This window comes from Pseudoalteromonas sp. HM-SA03 (assembly GCF_002289345.1).
Classification (GTDB): domain Bacteria; phylum Pseudomonadota; class Gammaproteobacteria; order Enterobacterales; family Alteromonadaceae; genus Pseudoalteromonas.
The window spans coordinates 1-25,581 of sequence record NZ_NSDG01000104.1; the positions used below are offsets into that span (position 1 = coordinate 1).

The window sequence follows — 25,581 nt, forward strand, 5'->3', positions numbered from 1 at the left end:
GAGAAAACTGCTCCAACAACTGGGAAAAATAAACCCCGCTTAAAAAAGCGGGGTTTATCATCAATCTGAAATGCCCGCTATCGCAGCGGGCATTTTCAATAAGCTTAAGTTACTTAGTTAAGTCATCAAAGAACTTCTTAACGCCGTCAAAAAAGCCTTGTGCCTTAGGACGGTTCTTACCGTTGTTTTCACCCATAGACTCTTCAAACTCTTGCAGAAGCTCTTTTTGGCGCTCGTTTAAGTTTACTGGCGTCTCAAGGACAACTTTACAAATTAAGTCGCCTACTGCACCGCTACGCACAGATTTCACGCCTTTACCACGCATACGGAACATTTTGCCAGTTTGACTTTCCGATGGAATCTTCAGTTTCGCGCGGCCATCTAGGGTCGGCACTTCAATCTCACCACCGAGTGCTGCCGTTGTGAAGCTAATTGGCACTTCACAGTACAAATTGTTGCCGTCACGTACGAAGATTGGATGCTCTTTTACACTCACTTGTACGTACAGGTCGCCAGCTGGAGCACCATGCGCACCCGCTTCACCTTCGCCAGACAAACGTACTCTATCACCCGTATCAACCCCTGCTGGGATCTTAACGTTAAGTGTCTTCGTTTTCTCTACACGGCCTTGTCCGTGACAGCTGTTACACGGGTCTGAAATGATCTGACCTGTGCCCTGACAAGTTGGACAAGTTTGCTGTACCGCAAAGAAGCCTTGGCGCATTTGTACTTGACCTGCACCATGACAGGTTGTACAAGTTTTAGGCTTAGAGCCTGCTTTCGCACCACTACCATCACATGGTTTACAGCTCACCCAAGTTGGTACTTGGATATCAACCTGCTTACCACGTACCGCTTCTTCAAGACTTAACTCTAAGTTATATCTTAAATCCGCGCCACGCTGCTGTCTTGATTGACGACGGCCACCACCGCCACCAAAGATATCACCGAATACGTCCCCAAAAATATCGCCGAAGTCGCCAGCGCCGCCAAATCCACCATGACCAGCACCACCACCTTGTTCGAAAGCTGCATGGCCGTATTGATCATACATCTGGCGTTTTTGACTATCAGTCAATACCTCGTAAGCTTCTTTTACTTCTTTGAATTTTGCTTCGAGTTCGGTGTTACCTGCAGTACGATCTGGGTGATATTTCATTGCAAGACGTTTATACGCCTTTTTAATGTCACGTTCACTGGCGTCTTTTGCAACACCTAATACTTCATAATAGTCAGGTTTAGACATTTTTATCACACTACTCTTTCTTGGCAACTTATGTCGTTGCAGACTCTGCTGAGCCCTGTCGCTTGCAAACTAATGCCAGACAACAGTCTAATTTATAAACACGTAGGGCGCGACAAGCCATACAGCCAGCGCGCCCTCCTTCAAGACCTACAATTACTTGTCGTCTTTAACTTCTTCAAATTCAGCGTCAACTACGTCGTCGTCTTTTTTCGCTGAACCTTGTTGGGCACCTGCGTCACCGCCAGCTTGTTGAGCTTGCGCTTTTGCTTGAGCGATTTCCATAAGCTTTTGCGATTTCTCTGCTAGTGCTTGTGTCTTAGCATCGATTTCCTCTTTGCTATCGCCCTTGATTGCAGTTTCTAGCTCACCAAGTGCAGCTTCAATTGCTGTCTTGTCGTCAGCTGGAAGGTCATCACCCGCTTCTTCAACTTGCTTGCGTGTAGCATGAACAAGTGCATCAGCTTGGTTACGAGCGCCAACTAGTTCTTCAAACTTTTTATCTTCTTCTGCGTTTGCTTCTGCATCACGTACCATTTTTTCAACTTCATCGTCGCTTAGACCTGAAGAAGCTTGGATTGTGATCTTCTGCTCTTTACCTGTGTCTTTGTCTTTCGCAGACACGTGTAAGATACCATCAGCATCCACATCAAAAGTAACTTCGATTTGTGGCACACCGCGCTGTGCTGGGCGAATACCTTCTAGGTTGAATTGACCTAGAGACTTGTTATCGCTTGAACGCTTACGCTCACCCTGTAGTACGTGAATTGTTACTGCAGACTGATTGTCTTCTGCTGTCGAGAAAGTTTGCGACTTCTTGGTTGGAATAGTCGTGTTTTTCTCAATTAACGCAGTCATTACCTGACCCATAGTCTCAATACCTAGAGAGAGAGGACAAACGTCAAGTAGTAGTACGTCTTTCACGTCACCTGCAAGTACACCACCTTGAACCGCTGCACCAACTGCTACCGCTTCATCAGGGTTAACGTCTTTACGTGGCTCTTTGCCAAAGAATTCAGCTACTGTTTTCTGTACCAGTGGCATGCGTGTTTGACCACCAACTAGGATGATGTCATTTACGTCGTTTACAGAAAGGTCTGCATCAGCAAGTGCACGTTTTAGTGGCTCGATTGATTGCGCAACTAAGTCTTCAACTAGTGACTCAAGTTTTGCACGAGTTAGCTTAACGTTCATGTGCTTAGGACCTGTTGCATCAGCAGTAACGTAAGGTAGATTTACCTCAGTTTGCTGTGCTGAAGACAGCTCGATCTTCGCTTTCTCAGCCGCTTCCTTAACACGCTGCATCGCTAGCGGGTCAGTTTTTAGGTCGATGCCTTGGTCTTTCTTAAATTCTGCAACTAGGTAGTTGATAACGCGGTTATCAAAGTCTTCACCACCTAGGTGAGTGTCACCGTTAGTTGCTAGTACTTCAAAGGTGTGCTCGCCTTCAACTTCATCAATCTCGATAATTGAGATATCGAATGTACCGCCACCTAAGTCGTATACTGCAACAACGTTGTCGCCTTGCTTCTTATCCATACCGTAGGCAAGTGCTGCTGCTGTTGGCTCATTGATAATACGCTTAACTTCAAGACCTGCGATACGACCAGCATCTTTTGTTGCTTGACGCTGTGAATCGTTGAAATATGCAGGAACTGTGATAACAGCTTCTGTTACTGGCTCACCAAGAAAGTCTTCAGCTGTTTTCTTCATTTTCTTAAGAACTTCAGCTGAGATCTGAGGTGCAGCTCTTTTTTCACCACGTACTTCAACCCAAGCGTCACCGTTGTCCGCTTTCACGATGTTGAAAGGCATGATGCTAAGGTCACGCTGTACTTCTTCATCTTCAAAACGACGACCAATTAGACGCTTGATCGCGTAAAGTGTATTTTTAGGGTTAGTCACTGCCTGGCGTTTTGCTGGCTGACCTACTAGTGTTTCACCATCATCTGTAAATGCAATAACAGAAGGAGTTGTGCGGTCGCCCTCTGCATTTTCAATAACGCGCGGCTTGTCACCATCAAGTACCGCTACGCAAGAGTTAGTAGTACCTAAATCGATTCCAATAATTTTACCCATGAATCATCTCCGACTTCAAAATTCGTTGTTCAGTTAGTTGATTTGATAAATAAGGTCACCGATTTGTAATTCAAGCGTCACAACTAAAAAAAAATGAAAAAAATTGAAATTTTTTTGCTTTTCGAACGTTTCGGTCAAAAAACAACCCTTAATTGCTTATTTTGAAACAAGTGAAGAAGAAAATACGATGTATTTGACGCTTGATTACCTGGTTAGACCAGTTATGCTAAATGCAACATAATAAGTAATGAGAAATGACAACATGACATTTGATGAAATTATTCAGTCGGAGCATTTACAACAAGCGCAAACACAAATGACTTTTCCTGCAAGTTGGTGTCAAGGCCGTACTGCGTTTGGAGGGTTGTCTGCAGCAATCGCGGTGCAAAGCATGAAGCATCAACTAACAGAGCCTCGTCGACTGCTCTCTGTGAGTGTAAACTTCGTCGGGCCACTGCTAGAAAGCGCACCATTTACGGTTGAAACAACCATTCTGCGTAACGGAAAAAATGCTACCCAAATGCAAACTCAACTGATCCAGTCGGGTGAAGTCTGCCTTATTGCTATCGGCTGTTTTGGCAAGGATAGAGAATCAGCTATCCAAGTTGAAAATGTGGATAACTCTACTCTTTCAGATGTTAATCCAGAGGCAGTTCTTCCATACCAAGAAGGTGTGATGCCTGCATTTTTCCAGCATGTCTCGCTCAATGCCCAACAAGGCGCTTTGCCATTTTCCGGTGCACCATCTTCAAACCTGGGTGGCTGGATGCGATTTAAAACACAAACTACCTCGGTAAATGAACTACATACATTGGCTCTTGCTGACTCATGGCCACCAACGTTGCTCCAGATGTGTAAAGCACCAAGCCCCGCCAGTAGTATGTCTTGGTACATAGAATTTTTGTGTGATATATCACTCGACTCAGAGTCTTGGCTTGGCTTTGAAGCCGTGACCCNAAAATGGTTATGGTATTGAAGATGCAAAAATTTGGTCACAAGATGGCAAGCTGCTGGCTCTAAGTCGTCAAACCGTCGCGGTATTTGATTAGCATTGATAAATTTGGGCGCATCAAGCAAACTAGCATAAAAGGAAATCAACGGATTTTTGTGTGATTACAGCTTGCCCTGAATGCGATACGCTTGTTGAAATTGGCTCTATCGAGTCCCGAAAGCGTGCGGTGTGCCCAAACTGTCGGTGCGTGTTGTGTCATGTACAAGGGCACCAAAATCAATTGGTACAAGCTTTCAGCTTTTCTGCATTACTATTTTTATTCGCAAGCTTATTTCCAGATTTTATTTCCTACACGCAACACGGTATCACTCAAGTTGTGAGCCTCTGGCAAGCGCTCATATTGTTAGCTGAACATTACAGCTATTTTCTAGCTGGATTATTTGCCTTCACCATTTTAGCTATGCCTGTTGCCGTATGCTCATTGCTACTGCTTGCACACACCGAGTATTGGCAAATCATCAATGCGCACAATGCCCGGCATTTAGCAAAATTACTCTCAGCACTAAAACCGCTTAATCTCACCGATATATTTTTAGTGGCCGTGCTCGTGAGCGCTTTTAAATTAATGTCTTTTGCTGAATTGGAAATGGGTCTTGGGTTTTGGGCCTATATTTTGTTCGTTTTGTGTTTTATTGAAGCCCTCTCACTTTTTGATCACGAGTACATGTGGCGTAATCAGACTCACTGTAATCGTCACTTGATCGAGCTGAAGAATTTATCTTCCACACCAAAACGTTGCAAGGTTTGTGGCTTCTTAGGTGAAGGTGAGAAGTGTCAGCGCTGCTACGCCAAACTAAAATACCGAAAGTCTCAATCAACGCAAAAAAGCTTAGCTTGGATGCTCACCAGCGCCGTGTTACTTGTACCAGCTAATTTTCTACCCATTATGGATACCATTAGTCTTGGGCTTCATACGCCTGCGACGATTTTTTCAGGCGTTCAAGTACTTTGGGAAGCCGGTTCTTATCCCGTGGCAACACTTATTTTTCTCGCAAGTATATGTATTCCTATCGCAAAAGCGTTACTATTGAGTTACTTGCTTATACGAGTTAAAAAACCCAAAGACCCAATCGCAGCAACAAGAGTGTACCGCTTGCTCGAATTCATTGGCCGATGGTCCATGATTGATGTGTTTGTAGTGATAATCTTAGTGTCTTTGGTGCAACTTGGTACGGTGCTAAATGTCGAACCGGAAATTGGTATCGTGTTTTTTACTTTGATGGTGCTTTGCCAAATCGCAGCCGTTAATAGTTTTGATCCAAGATTATTGTGGGATAAAAATAATCAATGACTACTCAAGCTGATATAGAAGACAAACCAAAGTTTTCAGTGATATGGATTATTCCAATTATCGCGTTGCTCATCACAGGCTGGATGTTATATCAACATCAGGCAAATAAAGGCCACACTATTTTTATAAAAATGACTGACGCAGATGGCATTATTGCTGGTAAAACAGAGGTGAGAGTAAAAAGTGTTAAGGTCGGGTTAGTCGAGTCATTAAAGCTTGAATTAGCGCAAAATGCAGTGGTTGCGAAAGTTAGGATTTTACAGCCCTACCGTGATTTATTGGCTGAAGATTCTTCGTTTTGGGTAGTAAAACCTAGAATTGATGAATCTGGAATCTCAGGCATGAATACGCTACTCTCTGGAGTATATATAGAACTCTCCCCCGGTGACGCAAAAACACGTTCAAGCATATTCACCTTAATGGATGAACCTGCATTAATTGGCCCTGAGGTGCAGGGAAAACGCTACCAACTCGTGGCTTCGGATGCTGAAGTATTAGACGTTGGATCCAGTATTTTCTTCCGCAATTATAAAGTGGGTCAGGTTGAGTCTGCGCACTTTAGTGTCGAAAGCTTAAAAATGGAATATGGTATTTTTATCTATTCGCCATACGATACCCTTATAACGGACAACGCTATTTTTTGGATTAGTTCAGGTATTGATTTTAAACTATCAACGGAAGGCATTGAAGTGTCGACAGGATCGCTAGCAAAAATGATCAAGGGCGGGATTTCTGTTGACTACCCACCAACCATGCCGAGCGGCACAGTAGCACTCGAAAACAAAACCTACGCCTTACACAAAAACTTTGCAATGGCTTTAGAGCAACGTTTTGATCACTTTGATTATTATCTCATTGAGTTTGAGCAATCAATTCGAGGACTTCGAGCTGGTGCACCAATCGAATATCGAGGAATGCGAATTGGCACAATAGAACAGGTACCTGCGACTGGTGTTAGCGACGATAGACCTTTATACTTTCAACAAAATAACACCTCTGTGCCTGTGTTGGTTAAAATTGAGTACGGCCGCATTTACGAAGATGCACAGCTTGCACAAACATATTGGTCAGAAAATATAGACAAATGGATTAGTAATGGCCTTAGGGCATCACTAAAAAGTGGCAATTTGTTAACAGGTGCTGTATATATAGAGTTAGACTTTTATCCAAGTGCAGAAGTCGTTAGTTCAAACAAAACGGCTATTTATCCAGTATTACCCAGCGTTCCGAGCGGTATTACAGCACTTTCTGAACAGGTCACAAGCTTACTGAACAAGTTAAATGGGTTACCTCTTGAAACAACTGTTAAGGAACTAGAAGGTACCCTTCAGCAACACAGGTTACTAGCAATGGAAATGAATCAACTCGTAGAGTCTATCAATAATAACAAGATAGCAGACAAGGTTGGCGGTAATTTAACGAGCTTAAAAGATACGTTAAGCCAGCTCACATCAAGCTTAAAGCAATTTGAGCAAACCATGACGCAGTACCAAAAAGGTTCAGGTGTTATGGAGCAACTAAGTGATACCCTTGAAGAACTTGAAAGTTTGTCAAATCGCTTAAAGCCTATTTCTAAAGGGTTGAATGAACAACCGAATATGCTTATTTTTAATAAAGAAAGCGGTGCAGATCCACTCCCAAGGAAAAATAAATGAAGACTGGCTTAGCGATATTTTTGCTTCTATTTTGTTTAACGGGCTGTATAACGAATCCGTCTCAGCCGGTCAGTTATTATCAGTTAGAAACAAAAAGTATCGCTGAGGAAAAGCGAGTTGAGCTCAATCACGTCCTATTGGTTGATAAAGTGCAGTTAATTGAATTGTTTGATCAGCAAGCTTTAGTGCAATATCAACCAGAGAACAAAGTAAATATCGCTAATTTTCATTTTTGGGCTCAGCCACCTTCAGATATGCTGACTTGGAACTTAGTAAACGCATTAAATGCAACCAACAAAACCACTGCAATTAAAAGCGATAAGTTTTATCGTAATACGCAAGAGCATCAACGCCTCGTTGTAGAAATTAATGAGTTCGCAGGGCACTTTGAAAAAGGCGCTGTGATAAGTGGGACTTGGTATCTTTACCAATACAAAGAAGGGAGCTATCAACTAACTCAAGTGCAACCGTTCCAATTTGAAACAACGCTTGAGCAGGATGGCTTTAGTGCTCTTGTAACTGCACATCAAAAAAACTTTAACCAACTAACTGCACAAATAAGTCTGTATTTATAGTTGGCACTCAAACACCACGACAGGTGTTAAGTCGTTATCAATTATTATTTTACCAATACGACTAAATCCCACTTTGCTAAGTAGGTTAATGCTGTTGCAATTACTTTCTAATGTAATAGCACCTAGCTTGGTGTGGCTTTGTTCTAATTTAGCATATTCCATAAGTAACCTAACGGCCTCAGATGCATAGCCTTTTCCAGTAAATTCATCTAAAAACGCATAGCCTAAATCTGGAATATTAAAAAAAGGTCTCTGATATAAGCCACATAAGCCAATACTACTATTGCTGCTTGCTTCTACCACGATGTAAGCTGCTGGCTTACCAATTTGATAGGGAATAAGATAAGCTTGCTCGATATGCTCCTCAGCTTGTTGTTGCGTTTTTATGCCTTTATCCCTGATATTATCGATAAAGCTTTTTTGATTCAAAAGTCTAAGTAAAAAGCCCGCATCATTTAGCGTTGCTTTCCTTAAAAAGATCCGTTCTCCTGTCGCAATCGTCATTCTGCCTCCAAAAATATCATAATTAACCTGAGGTTTGGATAAGGGATGTTCCAACTCTTTGTTTCTAAAGCACAACTTAGTTTTTTCCTTGTCTAGCCAGAGAGTTTTAGGGAAAACACCGCTTCCGCGTCCTGCTCTCGCTAAGGTACCTACATCCTGTAGGCAAGGCGAATTTACGCACCAATAGCAGGCTATTGGAAGTGAATTCAACGCAGTTAACGCTAAAACTGGCTGCTAGAAAGGCATTAATTATCCGCAGCTCAGGTTAATTAACTTCCATTGGAACTTTAGCATTTGCATAAGTGAATAAAAAAGCTGGGAAACGAATTTGCCCAGCTTTTAATTACTACTTAAATATCGACAGATTACTGTTGGAATTTGACGTTTTTGTACATTTGATCAACTGAGTTTAGCTTAGTTTGCTTCGGTAAATCTGCAAACGGCTCAGCTTGGAATTTAGCGCCGCGTAATTGAATGTTTAATCTAGCAGCATCGGGATTCATTACAGTTTGCTGATAGTACGCTTTAATATCTTCTAATGTGACCGCTTTAACTGCAGCAATTAGCTTAGCTTCAGAGTCAAATGCCATATTTTCCTTGAACCAATCGCCCATTAACGGCTGTAATTCTTCAGAAAGGTTTTTTGGCTCTTCGGTTAATGAGACTAACACTGCATTTTTTAACTGCTCGAAAGTCGTCTGATCTAACGCTGCTAAGTCTTTAGCGTATTCATCTTTATACGCGTCAAAGCGATCTTGCATGCTTTTAGCATCTTTTACCGGTGTTTGAATATAGAAGCCTAGCGCTGAATATTCATCAATAGCAACACTCGTTGCGCCAACCGCATACGCTAGCTGCTCTTCGGTTCTCAGACGTTCAAATGCCGCCGTTCTTAAGTGACCTTGAAGCACCATCGCCGCCGCCTTCTGCGCATAGCCTTTGATTGGGTGCACTGCAAAATCGATTACAGCAACATCAGCAACATCAATGTCTTGCTGCCATACCAGTGTCTGCTTTTGCTCTGGTTGCCAATACTTAGCACGTGCGTACTCGGTCACTTTTTGGCGTTTAGGCAGCGCATTATCAAGCGTCTCTTTTACTGTTTGCAAGTCCATTTTATCGTAGTTGCCATAAGCAAAAACACGAACTTGATTATTCGTCAGAATTTGATTTTGCACTTTATCTAAGTCGGCCAGAGTCAAAGATTTAGCTGCTGATATCAATGCGGAATCATCATAATTTCCTGAGCGGATAAGTTTTTGATATACACCAAAAGCTTGTCTAAATGGGAATTCTTTTTCTTGGTTCTTAATACCACGTACGTAACGATCAATGGCTTGGTCAAAAGCTCGTTTATTCGTTTCTACACGAACACCAGAGAGCGCATCCTTTATCAATAAAGCTTGCTTATCAGTAAAACCTGAAATATCTAGCATTATCCCATTTGCTGGAGTCAGCCCAAGATGCATACCCGCTATGCTCGCTTCCGTCATTAACTTTGCTTTATCCAAGCGGTATAAATCAGCCCAAATCGACAGTGCAACCTCGGTTTTGATGTCTTTTAATGCACTTGGGTTATTGACGTAAATTTTCAGACTACCTTTAGGCTGTTGGTAAAAACGCTCACTCGCAGCATGCCAAACCGTTACGCCATCAGCATCAATAACCTTCTTAACGCCCTTTTTCGCATCATCCGCAGATGTTTTCAGTGCGAAGTTTTCAGGTAGCAAGGTATTTACACTAGGAAGTGCTAAATCGAAATTTGCTTCTTCTTTCCATTTATCAAAATCGCTACGCTTTAAGTCTACAATCTGATATTGACCATCATAGAAGTGTAGTTTTGAATCGGTAGGCTCACCTTTACTGATATACCATACCCGCATTTGCTCAGGTGTTAGTTGTTCCAAGACAGCCTTAACCGCATCAGCATCAAACTGCGCGTAGTAGTAGCTCGCATTGATAGCATGATTCATTGGATAGTGCTGCATGCTATCTGCAAGGTTACTGACGTAACCAAACTCATCGCCTTTTTCTAAAAACCTAAATTGATTACTTAGCGACGTTTGTATCTCTTTGAAGTAACGACTATCGACGCCTTTATCACGGATCATATCGATATAATCAAGTACCGTACCTGTAATTAACTCGCGTTGCTTTAAGCCCTCATCAGTTAACTGAATATCAATCTGCAATGTCCCATAGTTACCATAACTATTCGGTGTCGCAAATGCACTTAACGATGAGATTAAGCCTTTATCTTTTAGTACTTGAGCAGGGCTACCAGCCATTTCATTACTTAGAAGATAGGTAATAAAATAGTTCGGTTTAACCGCAAACGCACTTGCGTTGTTTTTGATAGTGAAATCAAGCTGTAACGTCTTTACGTCTTCATTCGGTTTATAATGGACCAGCTTTTGCCCAACGTTATCGAAGTTAAGCGATTGTTTAACCTCTGGCTTATCGATGTTTTTATTCTTGATTGTCGTGAAATGCTTTTTCGCTTTTGCCACCATCTGCTCAATCGGCTCGTTAGAAATCATGGCTAACTTCATGATGTTCGCAGAGTAGTACTTATTATAAAAAGCAACGGTCTCTTGATGTAGTTTGCTACCTTCTTTATCACCTAACGTTTCTAGGTTACCAATAAGAAAGCGGTTAGCTGGATGCTCTCCCATCATATTTCGTGCAAGTTTAAATTGACCAAAAAAGTCCATTTCACGACGCATAGACCACTCTGCGTTTACTGCATTTTTTTCTTTTTCTGTGTACTCAGGGTAAAGCTTAGGAGATTTAAAGAAGTCGGAGAATCTGTCTAACGCCTCGTCATAGGCATCGTTGTTCACTTTGAACATATAATTAGTAATATCCAACCAAGTGTAAGCATTATGTGCCCCACCGTTTTTGGTCATGAACTCAGAATAACCTTTGCTATCTGGATACTTTTCTGTACCAAGGAATAGCATATGTTCAAGATAGTGCGCCATCCCTTGCTGAGACATAGGATCGTGTAGTAGACCAACGCCAACACTCAGCGCTGCCGCTGATTTCGATACAGAAGGGTCTGATACCAAAATGACTTCAATGCCATTTTCCAAGGTTAACGTTTGATATTCCCTATCATCATTAGGACTTACAACCAGTTGTTCTGAAAGAAGATTCTCAGCCGTATCTGAATGATTGAGTGAAGAAGTTGTACCACATCCAGTCAAAACTGCTAAGGTAAGTGTGCTAATTGCGAATAGCTTTTTCATAAAACAATCCATTATTGTGATAATTACTTTTTGGAACCAGACTATCATCGTCATTCGACTAAGCTTTTGCAATATAGAAATTTTTTGTTTTGTAACACTTCGTAAACTGAGGTACCTATGCCGACATCCATTTACTTACTGCTCACCGCGCTATTTTTACAAACTCTACTGACCTTAGCCATTATGGTTATTATGGGTAAACGTCGATTTAAAGCTGCACGAGAAAAACAGATCCAGTTTGATCAATTCAAAACCATGACGCTCGACAACGCGCCCGAAGAAGTCATTCTGGCATCTAGAAACTTTACTAATCAGTTCGAAATTCCCGTGTTGTTTTTTGTGGTTTCTCTTGCCGCACTCGCAATGAAACTTGTTACGTTGTGGTTCAGCATCTTCGCCCTACTGTTTGTAATTAGTCGTATTGCACATGCCTATGTTCATATCGGTAGTAATCATATTCGAACGCGTTTTCGCCTCTACCTTGCAGGATGTGCCTTCATTGTGTTGCAGTGGATCACATTACTTTTAACACTTATATAACTAAAAATAATAAAAATGCCATCCGTTTTAGCTAATTGTTCTTTAATCTCTGAGCCAATTTGTTAGCATGGCGATGGCAAAAAGAACAACAGGGGCACATAGATGAAACAGGACAATGATATCTGCGATTTTGGACTTCATGCTGGAGAGCCATACTCCACGCTGCCAGCGAGCTTTTTAAACTGGATGATAGAAACAGACCATGCAAAATGTGAGTTAGCTAAGTTTGAACTGGACAGAAGAGTATCTGCAGTGGCACAAAACGCCAGAAAATGTAGCAATTTTGAGTGTTAGCACTATTAAAATAATTATAATGATCTAGAATACGCGCATAATTTATCAAATAGCTTCTAAATTATGCGCAACTTACTTATTCTTTCAACGGCTTTGCTATTATCAGCATGCCACTTTTCCTCTCCTAAGCAGTCGCAACAAGCAGAATACCTAACCGTATTACATACCAACGATAATCATGGTCGTTTTTGGCAAAATGAAAAAGGTGAATATGGTATGGCTGCCAGAAAAACCTTAATTGACCAATTAAAGAGTGATGCAGAAAAAGCTGGGCATGCCGTTATATTACTTTCTGGAGGCGATATAAACACGGGTGTACCAGAATCTGATTTACAGTTTGCCGAACCTGATTTTAGGGGAATGAGCAAGCTCGGTTACGATGCTATGGCGATTGGTAACCATGAATTTGACAACACCCGAGATGTGCTAGCCAAACAAATCGAGTGGGCAAACTTCCCAGTGCTGTCAGCAAATATTCTGGATAATACAAATCAAATGCCAGCATACGAGCCTTACACAATTATTGAGCGTGCAGGATTGACCATTGCTGTCCTTGGACTTACGACAATTGATACTGTTAAAATTGCCAACCCAAAGCATGTTCATGGCCTGACTTTTATTGAGCCTTTGGCAGCCACAGAAAACTGGGTTCCTAAAATTAAAGCTAAATATCACCCAGACGTGATGATTGCTGTTACACACATGGGCCACTATCACCGTGCTAATCATGGTATCAATGCTCCTGGTGATGTAACACTCGCGCGTCAACTTCCTATAGGCACACTCGATTTAATTGTAGGAGGGCATTCTCAAGAGCCAGTATGTGTTGATGACAATGGTAACGAGGATACCACTTTTGCTCCTGGCAAAACATGTAAACCTGATAATCAAAATGGTGTTTGGATAATGCAAGCACATGAGTGGGGTAAGTATGTGGGTAAAGCCGTATTTAGGGTTGATGGTGATACAAAAACCTTGATTAGCTACAACTTAATTCCAGTAAACTTAAAAGATAAAACCGGCTCTGTGATTGGTGAAACGATTCAAGAAGATCCGCAAATGCTCGCTTTTCTAACGCCTTTTCAAGAAAAAGGGCAAGCGCAAATAGCTGGTGCTGTGGGATACGTTGATAGTTTCTTAGATGGTCGTCGCAGTACCGTTAGATTTAAGCAAAGCAACCTCGCAGATCTTATTATTAACGCGCAAATGGCAGCTGTTGAAGCAGATTTTGGTATTATTAGCGGTGGCGGGATCCGAGATAGTATTGAGCAAGGTGATGTCAGCTACAAAGATGTACTGAAAGTTCACCCATTTAAAAATCGCATTACTTACATAGACTGGAAGGCCAGCAACCTTATTGACTATTTAAACATTGTCGCTAAGTTCCCACCTGACTCTGGTGCTTACTTACAGTTCAACCATATTACGTTTGATATCAAGAACGATAAAGTAACCAATGTTCGCATTGCCGGCAAACCATTGACTGACGGTAAGACCTACCGTATGAGTGTGAATAGCTATAACGCATCTGGTGGTGACGGTTACCCAAGGATTAATCATCTCCCAGAATACACAGCAACAGATCTTACTGATGCACAGGTCTTAAAAGATTACTTCAAAAAGAACAGTCCAATAAAGGCCGTGGATTTATAAAAAGGAAATTCTATAAGCGGTGTAATACACCGCTTATATGAATCCATTCTATTTACCAATAATATCAATATCTGACTTTTTCACTCCGCTTAGTCCATAACTATGCAGTTTAGAACGAGACCCTTCTCCGTGTGCTTTTGGCGGATAAAACAACACTTTTTTCTCTGGAAATGCGTCTAATACTTCATCTAGCGCAGCCCTGATCTCACTTAATGTTTTTTCTAGACTATTGGTGAAGTTTGGCCGTTTTCTTATAGTATGACCAAGCTCAACTAAACGATAAAAGTATTTATCCGCGAGATCCAATAACTCTTTAGGCATCTCTTTGTTTTGGTTGAGAATAGTGTCAGGGTTTACCTCGCAAAACTCAACAAGTGCTAAATAAAAGCAAAGAGGCTTATTAGCCAGCTGTACACTGACTAATTTATCTCTGTTAGAAGTCATTGTTTTAGAGTACAGATCAACGACGAGCTTAAATTCGGGTAACTTTTCCGAAGTTTGTATGCCATGACGTTGGTCGCTCAGTCCCTTTTTCCGAATCCAGCTAATCGTTGCAACAGCCATAAATGCCATGATAAGTGGGAAAATAAAAGTAAACTTTGGCTTGGAGTCATCTAGCGAAACCGCTACATAGAAGTTTCTATGCGGCGCAGATAAAGTTAATACCTCGCTTTTTTCTCCCTGCCCTGCTCCTGAAGTATTGATATCTAGTACGGTTAAACGGGCATCTTGAGCTTCTAGCACAGTATTTAGTGAGTTTATATATTCTCTCAGCTCAGTTTCATTACCTGCGTAATGTAAAAAAGGATCTGCAACGGGTAAACGATTCATATCAATAGCAACACGAAGCGCAACCGCTTCTTTTTGCTGCTTCAGAATACGGTTAGTTTCAATACTTTGAGAAATGTAGAAAATACCGCTAAACAATAACGCCAAAGCAATAAAAACGGATATATTACGCTGGCTAACGTCCATCTTCATCTCCGATAAAGCCATAAGGTGAGGCTTCACATTGCCAGTATCGATCTACCTTATCAAAGTAACTCGATGTTCTTAATTGAGCGACTTGGTTAATGATTCCCTGCATTGCACAAGCTAAATCAGTGTTGTTGTTGTTCATTTTTAAATACCATTTACTGCCACTGACGTTATTTGCAATTGGCGTAATGTAATTTTTCGAAAATCGCAGTTCATCTTCTTCGGACCAATAAGATGCAATAATATCAACTTCGCCAGCAGCTAACCGATCACGGAGCGCTTGATGCGAGCTTAAATAGGTAATATCAAGCGCATTGATATCGATGTCTAACTCTTTAAACGCACTTTTTGGTAAAATATGACCAGAACGGCTTGTTGGATAGTCCAGCAAACCTATCTTTTTATCTAAAAAATAAGATTTAGATAATTTGGGTTTTTCTGTGTTTGAGATAAAAAAGGCGGAATAAGCCGGATACCCGATAACAGGCTTATAACTATGTGTTGATTCAGCCATCAAAGCCAACATGATATTGTCTTTTGTTAAAATAAGGTCAGCAATCCCTTTAGCTAAAAACTCTATTTGCTCAGCGAGACTTCCTCCCCAATACACTTTCACCTGTCCATATTGCCTGGTCACAACTTCGTCTTCACACGCCCTAACCAATATGTCTAACGCGAGACTTTTAATTGGAACATGTATTTTTAAGGTGTTGATATTGGACACTGAACGCGTTTTGCAAGTATTTGAGTATTGGACGACGGGATCAAGAATGAGAGGCTTTGCCGATATTAATCGAGCCCCTAAAATCCAGCATAATAATGCGCATATAAACAACGAAGATACAATTGTTGATTTACTATCCAAAATGTTACTATGTATCACTAATTGAAATAACCTATCTTTTCTTGACTGCTATTAGATCAACTTTCTTTACTTATTGCAATAGGTAATTTTACCAATAACACATAACTAGTTGAATTTAATACTTTATTGACAAGAAATTATGAATCTTATTGAGTCCTTTTATTTTGTTGAAAAATGCGGACAATTGGCCTCACTTTTCGGTTGGGAAGATTGTTCCCTTTTCTACAAGAGATACAAATGTTACGTAAAAGCTTGTCATTACTTTTCGCTGTAGGGATGACTATAACGACGTCAAGTGCATACGCCTGGGGTCAAAATGGTCATAGGATCATTGGCGAATTAGCGGAAGCGCATTTAACCGCTCAGACTCGCGTTGCAATTCAACCCTTATTAGAAGGTGACTCTCTGGCTGAGATTTCAACTTGGGCAGATGAAATGCGCTCGGATCCAAGCACATTTTGGCGTAAACAATCTTCAAAGTGGCATTACATCAATATCGACAACCCAAAGGCAATGCACGAGCATGTCCATGCCGATTTGAATGACAAAGAAAAAGTAAAACACATTCTAGATGGTATCTACTACTCCATCAATACACTAAAGTCAGAGTCCAAATCAATCGATGAAAAGCGTTTTGCATTTCGCTTCCTAGTTCACCTTGTAGGTGACAGCCACCAGCCATTTCACGCAGGTCGCGGCAAAGACCGCGGCGGTAACATGATTAAAGTAAAGTTCTTTGGCAGTGACTCGAACTTACACAGCACTTGGGACACCAAATTAATCGAAAATGAAAATCTTTCATTTACTGAGTTTACTCGTTTTATTCAAACCACAAATAATGAAATAATTGCTGAATACTTAGACAGCTCACCAGCAGATTGGTTGCTTGAGTCAAATAATATTGCCGAAAAAGTTTATAACAGCAATGAAACTGAAATAAGTTACGGTTACATTTATAAATATATGCCAACGGTTAAATTTAGGCTACAACAAGGTGGCATTAGATTAGCTGGCCTATTAAACCAAATTTTCGATAAGGACTCGCAGCCATTAAAAGAAGCATTAAAAAAGACTTCTAATACTGCGAATATAAAATAACTTTAGTAAGTTCTGAAATATACGGGAAACAACAAAATGAATACTCTTTTACGCAAAACTTCGCTGTCTCTTGCTATTGCAGCGAGTTTAGCTGCAAGCGGCTTTGCACACGCAAACGACACGGCTTCTAGCTTAAAAGGTCAAGTAGTAGGCCCAATGGGTAATCCTGCTGCTGGTACAAAAATAACAATCATTCATACCCCTTCAGGCTCCGTAAAAACAGCCACAGTGAATGAAAGCGGTGTATTCTCTGCAAAAGGCCTTCGTGTTGGTGGCCCTTACCAAATTATTATTGACTCTGATAGATTTGAGGATACTAGAGTCGATGATGTTTATCTATCTTTAGGTAAAACATACCCTGTTTCAGTTCAACTGCAGTCACTACAAGACATTGAGCAAATAGTGGTGACTGGTCGTCCTTTAACTGCACAGTCTGGTGGAACAGGTCCAGCATCTCACTTTTCTCTGGCTGAATTACAAAATAAGCCTGCAATTAACCGCGATTTGAAAGATATTGTGCGTACTGACCCGCGGATCTACGTAGACGAAAGCAGTTCAGGCGCTATTTTATGTGCAGGTGGTAACCCACGGTTCAACAGCTTAACTGTTGATGGTATGCGAATGAACGATAACTTTGGCTTGAATAGCAATGGTTACCCAACTGAGCGTATGCCTTTTTCTTTTGATTCTATTGATCAAGTTGCTGTAGAACTTGCGCCATTCGATGTTCAATACGGTGGCTTTACTTCGTGTAACATCAATGCCGTAACAAAATCCGGTACAAACACATTAACGGGTGGTTTATTTTTTGACTATACCAGTGATTCGCTATCTGGTGATAAAATTGATGGTCAAAAGCAAAATATCGGTGACTATGACGAAAAACGTTACGGTTTTAACGTTGGCCTGCCGCTGATTAAAGACTCTCTATTCCTATTTACAAGTTATGAAAAGTTGGAAGGATCAGAGATCTTCGAATATACACCATTTGCAAATGGAAAAATCAGTCAGGCGAGCATCGACCGTATTACTGCTATAATGCAAGAAAAATATGGCTATGATGTCGGCGGTATGATCCCAAGTATGCCTGTAGAAGATGAAAAACTACTGGTAAAACTAGACTGGAACATCAACGACGATCATCGTGCAAGCTTCGTATATAACTATAACGATGGCTTTTCTTTGTCTCAATCTGACTCTAGCTCTGACAGGCTATCTTTATCGAATCACTTCTATGAACGTGGTGCAGAGCTCAACTCTTTTGTCACTTCAATCTACTCAGATTGGACCGATGCGTTTTCGACCGAAGTCCGTATTGGTTATTCAGAGCTTGATAACAGCCAATTATCGCTGGATAAAGCATCTGGTTTTGGTGAGTTTCAAGTAAATGTTGATGATATCACTGTTTACTTGGGCCCGGATGATTCTCGTCAAGCAAATAAATTAAAGTACGATAACCTTTCTCTGAAACTTGCAGGTACCTATTACCTTGATGAGCATGAGCTATATTTTGGATATGAGCGTGAAGAACTCGACGTATTCAATATGTTCGTGCAACACAACGAAGGTGAATATCGCTTTAGCAGTATTGAAGATCTCAGTAATGGCATTGCGCGCGTTTACTATGGCAATGCTTCATCACATAATCCTGAAGATGCAGCCGGTGAATTTAAGTACGCACTAAATACGTTGTACTTTCAAGATAAGTTCGACTTTATCGATTACGATATGACCATCACAGCAGGCGTTCGTTATGACTGGTATACCAGTGATGACGTACCAGCATATAATCCAAACTTTGAACAGCGCTTTGGTTTTTCAAACCAACAAAATCTGGATGGCGTTGACCTATTACAACCGCGTTTAGGTGTTAACTGGACTTATAATGACCAGCTAGAATTGCGTGGTGGTATAGGCCTTTACTCTGGTGGTAACCCAAATGTATGGATCTCAAACAGCTATTCAAACGATGGTATTCGTAACATCCAAACAGACAAGAAAAACCTTCAGTTGCTAGGCCCAAATGCAGTTGCGTTCGTTGGCGACGGTAAAGCTGGTTTCGATATTCCTAAAGAATTATACGATACCATCTCTGCGGGTGGAGCTGATGATAGTACTAACGTAACTGACCCTGATTTTGAAATTCCTTCAGAGTGGAAACTTTCACTAGGTGCAACTTATATTACTGAATCTGATTATGTATTCAGTGTTGACTACTTATACACAGATAAACAAGATTCAGCGGTTATCAAGAATATCACATTGGCATCTGATGAAACCGCGCCCGATGGCCGTCCAATTTACAACGATAAGCTTCATTCTCGCGAATCAGACTTAATGCTAACCAACGTGTCAGGTGATGATGGTTATAGCCATGTGTTGTCCTTCGGCATGAACAAGTCATTTGATAACGGTATAGATTTAGCGCTTTCTTATGCATACACCGTTGCAAAAGATGTGCATCCAATGAGTAACTCTGTCGCGTTTTCGAACTATCACAAAATAGCAACTGCGGATCCGCAAAACCCAGAAGTCGCGACTTCAGATTACGAAGTACCACATCGCGCAACAATGTCTCTATCGTACAAAACTGAACTACTTGATGGCTTAGAAACTCGCTTTAGCCTATTCGGTCAAGCAAGTATGACAAACCCATACTCGTACACGTTTAATAACACAGGTATGTTTGGTTATGCTGATGAGAAGCGCGATTTGCTATACGTACCTTCTGAAGGCGACCAGCGTGTAGTTTATGGAGAAAAGTTTGATAAAGCTGCATTTGACTCATGGGTTAGTCGCGAAGGCCTATCACGCGGCCAAATTCAAGACCGTAACTCGCAAGACGGCGAATGGTTTGTTACTTTCGATTTAAAAGTTGAACAAGAGTTTGGCGGTTTTGCTGATGGACATAAAGGTTCTGCATTCTTCGTAATAAAGAATGTTGGCAATCTACTTAACGATGACTGGGGCACTTTAAAACGTGGTACGTCAATGCAAAACGCAGTGACCGCATCTATCAATGACAATGGTCAATATGTGTTTGAGAAGTTCAATAACCCTTCAGGCACTGACTTTGAAATTAAACCATCGTTATATGAAATCCGTTTTGGTGTTAAATACAACTTCTAAATGATAAGTCTTGGTTGAATTTATCACTTTTACGACACGGCTACCTTCTTTAGAAGCTAGCCGTGCTACGTCGTAAACCAGCAGATGGTTTTGCTTTATAAATTAATCAACATAGTTAGAGAACTGTAGTATTAGGTGCTGTTTAATCACATCTAAAAATCTGACTCTCATAATCTACTTACACGGGAAATGAAACAATGAAAAACGTTCGCTTAACTAGAGTGGCCGGCGCACTTGCATTAGCTCTTGGGGTATCAGTCAGCGCATACGCTGCAGATACATCATCGGCAATGCGCGGTAAGATCACCACCCCAACCGGTGAAGCAGCTGCAAATGTTAAAGTTACAGTTATTCACGAACCAACTGGTACTATAAGCACATTCGTTACTAATGAATCTGGTGCTTTCATTGCAAAAGGTCTCCGCGTTGGCGGACCTTACAGAGTAGTACTTGACTCTGACAAATATTCAGATGCCCAACTTGACAATATTTATCTTGAGTTAGGCGACACTCACCGTATCAACAATCAACTTCAACCATTACAGCAAATCGAAAAAATTGAAGTTACAGGTTATAAACTGGTACAACAAGCTGGTGGCTCAAGCAGTGTGTTTGGTGCTGATACCATTGAAAATGCACCTAGTTTCAATAATGACATCAAAGACATTGCACGCTTAAATCCGCTTGCCAGCATCAACGGAAATGGTGAGCTCACGATTGCGGGTAATAACCCAAGAACGAATGGTTTAACCGTTGACGGTATCGGCCAAAATGATGACTTTGGCCTAAACTTTGGCGGTTACCCAACAGCACAACCACCTGTAGCACTTGATGCAATTGAGCAGATCTCAGTTGATACATCACCTTTTTCTGCTAAAAAGGGTAACTTTGGTGGTGGTACGATCAATGCGGTTACTAAGTCAGGCTCTAATGAATATACTTTCACTGGCTTCTACGAAACCAGCACGCCAAGTTTAGCAGGTAAGCTTGATAACATTTCTGAAGCGAAATACAAAGAAGATGTCAAAGACGCTGATGGTAAAGTAATTCACCGCGCGGGCTCAAATATTCTTGATCAAGATGGTCATAAGACTTTCGAAGTTGCAAGCACAGATCCTATCGTTACCGAAAAGCGTTTGGGCTTTAGCACCGGTGGTGCGATTATCAAAGACAAGTTATTTTACTTTGTTAACTACAACTCTTGGAAACAAGAGATGGACATGGACTACGGCTTTGATGGTTCAGGTACAGCGCATGAATTTGATGTGAGTGAAAATGACTACAATAAATTCATTACTACATTAAACAGCGTATATGGTATCGAAGATGGATTTGGTGGTAACCCAGAAGACACCAGCGATAGCGTGTTAATTAAGCTTAGCTGGAACATTTCCGATCTACATCGTGCTGACTTTACTTACCAATGGCAAGATGAAGAAGATGCAAAAGGTTTTTCGACTGGTGGTGAGATGGTATCAATGGCATCAAGCCGCTATACATACACAACCAAGTTCGATAATTTTGCCGCTAAATTGTATTCAGATTGGTCTGATGAGTTCTCGACAGAAATTGGTCTTGCTTACAAAAATGTAACTAATGACAGCGTAACAAACTCAGATTTAGGCACCATTAAGGTGTACTTGAATGGCGACCGTGGCGCAGGCTTCCAATTCGGTCGCGATGTATACCGCCATGTCAATGAATCTGAAACTGAAACTTTTGCGTTTACACTTGATGCAACTTACTTAATGGGCGACCATGAGATTAATTTTGGTGGTCAATACGAGAGCAAGCGTCTTTACAACTTGTTCGGTGAAGACTCAAGAGGTAGCTGGACGTTTGGTAGCATACAAGATTTTGAAAACAAAAAGCTATTCCTAAACAAGTATGATGACTACAAGTTCTCTTATACCAATGCTTATACTAACGATGTCAATGACTTAGCTTATGATGCCACGCGTGAGCAACTTGCGCTTTACGTTGAAGATAAGTTCTATGTGACAGACGACCTTGAAGTGACAGCGGGCCTTCGTTATGAGCGTTTATCTTCAAGTGACAAGCCTACATTAAATACTGCTTTCCAAGAAACTTATGGTTATACGAACCAGGAAAACTTGGATGGTGCTGATATCATTTTACCACGTATCGGCTTCAAGTATTATGCAACTGAATCTCTCACCATTAATGGTGGTGTTGGTCGTTTCCATGGCGGTATCCCAAATGTTTGGTTTAACAACCCATTCCAAAAAGACGGCTTAACGCAAGTTGAGGCGACACAAGACGCTATCAATAATTACTTTGCAGGCGTAGATAAAGTGGATTTCACTCGCGTGCCTCAGCAAATTCAAGATTCTCTACAGCAAGGTGCTGGCAGCACAGCTTATACGGATCCTAACTTCAAGTTACCATCAAGCATTCGTGCACAAGTTGGGTTTGAATACGACTTTGATTCTGAACTGCTAGGTGATGGCTTCAAGTGGACTGCTGAACTTGCTTACCACAACAAGCAAGACGAAGCGGTATGGCATAACACTTCTATTACGCCAAAGCTTGATGAAAACGGTAACATCGTGCGCTCTGCAACTGGTCGAATCATCTATGATAACAAGTACTCTGGTGAGCTTAGAGATAATTATGACATCATGATGACCAATGCTGATGAAGACGCACGTTCTATTATTTTAAGCACCGCAATTGCTAAAGAGTGGGATAACGGTCTTTACGTTTCTGCAAGTTACACGAATCAAGATGTTGAAGATGTATCACCTGGTAGCGCTTCTCAAGCAGATGGTAACTACAAACACGCAACTACGCACAGCCGTAATGTTGACCTAGTAGGTCGTGGTCACTACGAAGTAGAACATAGCTTCAAGATTAACTTGCGCTACACTACTGAATTCTTTGACGGTTATGCGTCGAAGTTTAACGTGTTCTTTGAACGTCGATCTGGCCGTCCGTTTAGCTACACAATGGGTTCATACAATGATTATGACTTGGGAGATACCCGTGACTTTGCAGGTACATCTGCATACCTAGCGTACATCCCATCTGGTCCTGATGATGCGAATGTAAACTGGGAACAGTCAGATTTATCTTGGAATCAGCTAGAAGCCTTACTTAACCGTGCAGGCATTACTGAGCGTGGACAACTATTAGACCGCAATACGGGAACTCAGCCTTGGGTTACCACTATGGATGTTAGCTTTAAACAAGAAATCCCTGGTTTCTATAAAGAGCATAAAGGAGAACTTTACTTTATGATCGAAAACTTTGCTAACCTACTGAATAGCGATTGGGGTGTAGAGAAGAAGCTAAGTTACTCTGACCAAGCAGTTTATGACTTTGGCGGCCTAGATGACGATGGCAAGCTAATTATCGAGCCACGCTACAATGGTGCTGATGTTCGCAACTACTCGACTATCGATAAAGGCGCGTCAGCATGGCAAGCTAAAATTGGTATTCGTTACACATTCTAATATCTAACACGTAATTAGATAATCTCCCAAAGGCCAACGATTGTTGGCCTTTTTTATTACCGAATTTTAGGGCTATCTCTTTGCTCCACTCGTTGTTGAACTAACACCAACAATTCCATAAACTTCTCTTTCTGTTCATCGCTAAAACAACTGAGTAGCTCAGCTTCCCATGCCAATGCAAGCGGCGTTAATGCTTGATAAAGCGCTCTTCCTTGCTCTGTTACCGCAATAGTTTTTGCACGTTTATCACTTGGACTCACTAACATCTCGATCAACTCTCTGTCTTGTAACTGCTTAATTGCTCTTGAAACGGTTGATTTATCCATGCTTGCCAATTCGCATATGTGTTTTGCAGTAAGCCCCTCCGTCTGTATTGCGTGAGATAATACTCGCCATTGTTGCTGCGTTAATTCTCCCTTTTGCTCGTAGACGTGCGCAAAGTCATTGCTCACTTTTGTTGACAGTGAAACGAGCTGATACGGCAAAAAATCGTTTATATTCAGCAGTTTTTTATCAGTTTTAGACATTATTACACATTCCCTACTGTCACTATAACTTTACAGAGCGACTAGATGACAAACATTGAAAATACTCTCACATGAGAGTATCTTACTATAAAACACAAAGGAGTCGAGACACATGAGCCAAGAACTTCAATATTTAACTGGATTTGGTAATCAATTTGAAAGTGAAGCACTGCCGGGCGCTTTACCTATTGGTCAATTTTCACCGCAAAAAGTAAAATACGATCTTTATGCAGAGCAATATAACACCACCGCTTTTACAGCGCCTCGTGCTGATAATCGTAGAAATTGGTTCTACCGTATTCGCCCTTCTGTTTTACAAGGTGAATATAAAGCGATGGATAATGGTCTATTACGCACAGCACCAATAACTGAAGCCGTTACCCCCCCTTCCATGTTGCGCTGGAACCCTATCGATATACCACACGAAAAAACAGACTTTATCGATGGCTTAGTAACGATGGCAGCTAACGGCAGTGCCAATGGCCAAAGCGGGATTGGTATTCATGTATATGTTGCTAACGCATCAATGGAAGGTCGCTACTTCTATAATGCGGATGGCGAGCTGTTATTCGTCCCACAGCAAGGCGAACTCATTTTACACACAGAGTGCGGAAAACTCGCAATTAAACCAGGTGAGATTGCCGTTATCCCTCGAGGTATCAAATTCAGTGTAGAGCTTTTAAGCGATACGGTGCGTGGTTATATTTGTGAAAACTACGGACACCCTTATATATTGCCTGAGCGAGGCCCTGTTGGGGCGAATGGCTATACCAACGAACGTGACTTTCAATACCCGGTTGCCGCCTTTGAGGACAAAGAAGGTGATTTTGAACTCGTTGCAAAGTTTAATGGTAATTTGTTCCGCTGTGAGATTGGCCACTCACCACTTGATGTGGTTGCATGGACAGGTAATAGCGCCCCATACAAATATGATTTAGCACGATTTAACGTAATGAACACCGTAAGCTTTGATCACCCAGATCCGTCAATCTTTACTGTACTGACTTCTCCATCAGGCACGCCAGGTGTTGCAAACGTAGACTTTGTGATCTTCCCACCGCGCTGGATGGTGGCAGAAAATACATTCCGTCCACCTTATTATCACCGTAATATCATGAGTGAGTTTATGGGCTTAATTGAAGGGGTATACGACGCCAAAGAACATGGTTTTGTGCCAGGTGGCATGAGCCTACACAACTGTATGTCTCCTCATGGGCCAGAAGCTGATGTATTTGAAAAGGCGAGCAACGCAGAGCTTGCACCACAGCGCTATGAAAACACTCTCGCGTTTATGTTTGAGTCACGTTACATTATCTCTCCAACTAAGTATGCTTTAGAAGGCAAAGCGCGTCAGCCTAACTATGCTGATTGCTGGAAAGGCATTAAAAAGTACTTTAAAGGAGCATAAAGA

17 protein-coding genes and 1 pseudogene are annotated in these 25,581 nt (G+C 41.4%); 11 read left to right on the forward strand and 7 right to left on the reverse strand.

Translation table 11 applies throughout. The annotated features are described in order from the left end of the window. Window positions 1-109: 109 nt before the first annotated feature. Together dnaJ and dnaK are read right to left on the reverse strand one after the other, a co-directional pair. Window positions 110-1,246: a molecular chaperone DnaJ gene (gene dnaJ, locus CKO50_RS20120; RefSeq protein ID WP_095729603.1), complete on the reverse strand. Its 1,137-nt coding sequence runs from the start codon at window positions 1,244-1,246 to the stop codon at window positions 110-112. 153 nt (window positions 1,247-1,399) lie between these two features. Beyond that, entirely contained in the window at window positions 1,400-3,322 is a 1,923-nt protein-coding gene (gene dnaK, locus CKO50_RS20125; RefSeq protein ID WP_095729604.1) for a molecular chaperone DnaK, read from the reverse strand. 262 nt (window positions 3,323-3,584) lie between these two features. Between dnaK and CKO50_RS20130 the strand changes: the two are divergent. The 4 genes and pseudogenes from CKO50_RS20130 to CKO50_RS20145 all read left to right on the forward strand — a co-directional run bounded on the left by CKO50_RS20130 (window position 3,585) and on the right by CKO50_RS20145 (window position 7,855). Then, a pseudogene (locus CKO50_RS20130) lies at window positions 3,585-4,371 on the forward strand (acyl-CoA thioesterase). 60 nt (window positions 4,372-4,431) lie between these two features. Beyond that, the gene (locus tag CKO50_RS20135; RefSeq protein ID WP_095729605.1) at window positions 4,432-5,625 is read left to right on the forward strand and encodes a PqiA/YebS family transporter subunit; all 1,194 of its coding nucleotides are present in this window, start codon (window positions 4,432-4,434) and stop codon (window positions 5,623-5,625) included. Then, window positions 5,622-7,280, forward strand: coding sequence for an intermembrane transport protein PqiB (gene pqiB / locus CKO50_RS20140; protein ID WP_095729606.1), 1,659 nt, complete (start codon window positions 5,622-5,624; stop codon window positions 7,278-7,280). The genes CKO50_RS20135 and pqiB overlap by 4 nt, the downstream gene beginning before the upstream one ends. After that, window positions 7,277-7,855 carry a membrane integrity-associated transporter subunit PqiC gene (locus tag CKO50_RS20145; RefSeq protein WP_095729607.1) on the forward strand — a complete coding sequence of 193 codons (579 nt, stop codon included), beginning with the start codon at window positions 7,277-7,279 and terminating at the stop codon, window positions 7,853-7,855. Before pqiB ends, CKO50_RS20145 begins: the two co-directional genes overlap by 4 nt. On the opposite strand, the gene CKO50_RS20150 is transcribed toward CKO50_RS20145, so the two are convergent. Next, window positions 7,850-8,359, reverse strand: coding sequence for a GNAT family N-acetyltransferase (locus CKO50_RS20150; protein WP_095729608.1), 510 nt, complete (start codon window positions 8,357-8,359; stop codon window positions 7,850-7,852). The two genes, CKO50_RS20145 and CKO50_RS20150, sit on opposite strands and share 6 nt — an antisense overlap. A gap of 365 nt (window positions 8,360-8,724) precedes the next feature. Beyond that, window positions 8,725-11,610, reverse strand: a complete 2,886-nt coding sequence (locus CKO50_RS20155) for an insulinase family protein (protein WP_095729609.1) — start codon at window positions 11,608-11,610, stop codon at window positions 8,725-8,727. Between the two features lie 117 nt (window positions 11,611-11,727). Here CKO50_RS20155 and CKO50_RS20160 point away from each other — a divergent pair, with 117 nt between their 5' ends. From CKO50_RS20160 to ushA, 3 genes are all read left to right on the forward strand, one after another. Further along, complete coding sequence (locus CKO50_RS20160; RefSeq protein ID WP_095729610.1) at window positions 11,728-12,150, forward strand: MAPEG family protein; 423 nt, start codon at window positions 11,728-11,730, stop codon at window positions 12,148-12,150. A 102-nt stretch (window positions 12,151-12,252) separates the two neighbouring features. Next, window positions 12,253-12,444 carry a hypothetical protein gene (locus tag CKO50_RS20165; RefSeq protein WP_095729611.1) on the forward strand — a complete coding sequence of 64 codons (192 nt, stop codon included), beginning with the start codon at window positions 12,253-12,255 and terminating at the stop codon, window positions 12,442-12,444. A gap of 63 nt (window positions 12,445-12,507) precedes the next feature. Further along, on the forward strand, window positions 12,508-14,097 hold the full coding sequence (ushA, locus tag CKO50_RS20170; protein WP_095729612.1) for a bifunctional UDP-sugar hydrolase/5'-nucleotidase UshA: 1,590 nt from the start codon (window positions 12,508-12,510) through the stop codon (window positions 14,095-14,097). A 48-nt stretch (window positions 14,098-14,145) separates the two neighbouring features. Here the strand turns inward: ushA and CKO50_RS20175 are convergent, their stop codons facing one another. Both CKO50_RS20175 and CKO50_RS20180 read right to left on the reverse strand, forming a co-directional pair. Then, window positions 14,146-15,072, reverse strand: coding sequence for a hypothetical protein (locus CKO50_RS20175; RefSeq protein ID WP_095729613.1), 927 nt, complete (start codon window positions 15,070-15,072; stop codon window positions 14,146-14,148). Then, entirely contained in the window at window positions 15,062-15,799 is a 738-nt protein-coding gene (locus tag CKO50_RS20180; protein ID WP_255230607.1) for a PhnD/SsuA/transferrin family substrate-binding protein, read from the reverse strand. Before CKO50_RS20180 ends, CKO50_RS20175 begins: the two co-directional genes overlap by 11 nt. A gap of 378 nt (window positions 15,800-16,177) precedes the next feature. On the opposite strand from CKO50_RS20180, the gene CKO50_RS20185 reads away from it, so the two are divergent. The 3 genes from CKO50_RS20185 to CKO50_RS20195 all read left to right on the forward strand — a co-directional run bounded on the left by CKO50_RS20185 (window position 16,178) and on the right by CKO50_RS20195 (window position 23,643). Then, window positions 16,178-17,038, forward strand: a complete 861-nt coding sequence (locus CKO50_RS20185) for a S1/P1 nuclease (RefSeq protein WP_095729615.1) — start codon at window positions 16,178-16,180, stop codon at window positions 17,036-17,038. Window positions 17,039-17,074: 36 nt separating this feature from the next. Continuing rightward, a complete protein-coding gene (locus CKO50_RS20190) occupies window positions 17,075-20,167 on the forward strand; it encodes a TonB-dependent receptor (RefSeq protein ID WP_095729616.1) in 3,093 nt (1,030 codons plus the stop codon). 197 nt (window positions 20,168-20,364) lie between these two features. Further along, complete coding sequence (locus CKO50_RS20195) at window positions 20,365-23,643, forward strand: TonB-dependent receptor (protein WP_095729617.1); 3,279 nt, start codon at window positions 20,365-20,367, stop codon at window positions 23,641-23,643. A gap of 56 nt (window positions 23,644-23,699) precedes the next feature. Here CKO50_RS20195 and CKO50_RS20200 read toward each other — a convergent pair whose 3' ends face one another. Next, entirely contained in the window at window positions 23,700-24,170 is a 471-nt protein-coding gene (locus CKO50_RS20200) for a MarR family winged helix-turn-helix transcriptional regulator (protein ID WP_095729618.1), read from the reverse strand. A 112-nt stretch (window positions 24,171-24,282) separates the two neighbouring features. On the opposite strand from CKO50_RS20200, the gene hmgA reads away from it, so the two are divergent. Beyond that, window positions 24,283-25,578, forward strand: coding sequence for a homogentisate 1,2-dioxygenase (hmgA, locus tag CKO50_RS20205; protein WP_095729619.1), 1,296 nt, complete (start codon window positions 24,283-24,285; stop codon window positions 25,576-25,578). Window positions 25,579-25,581: the final 3 nt, after the last annotated feature.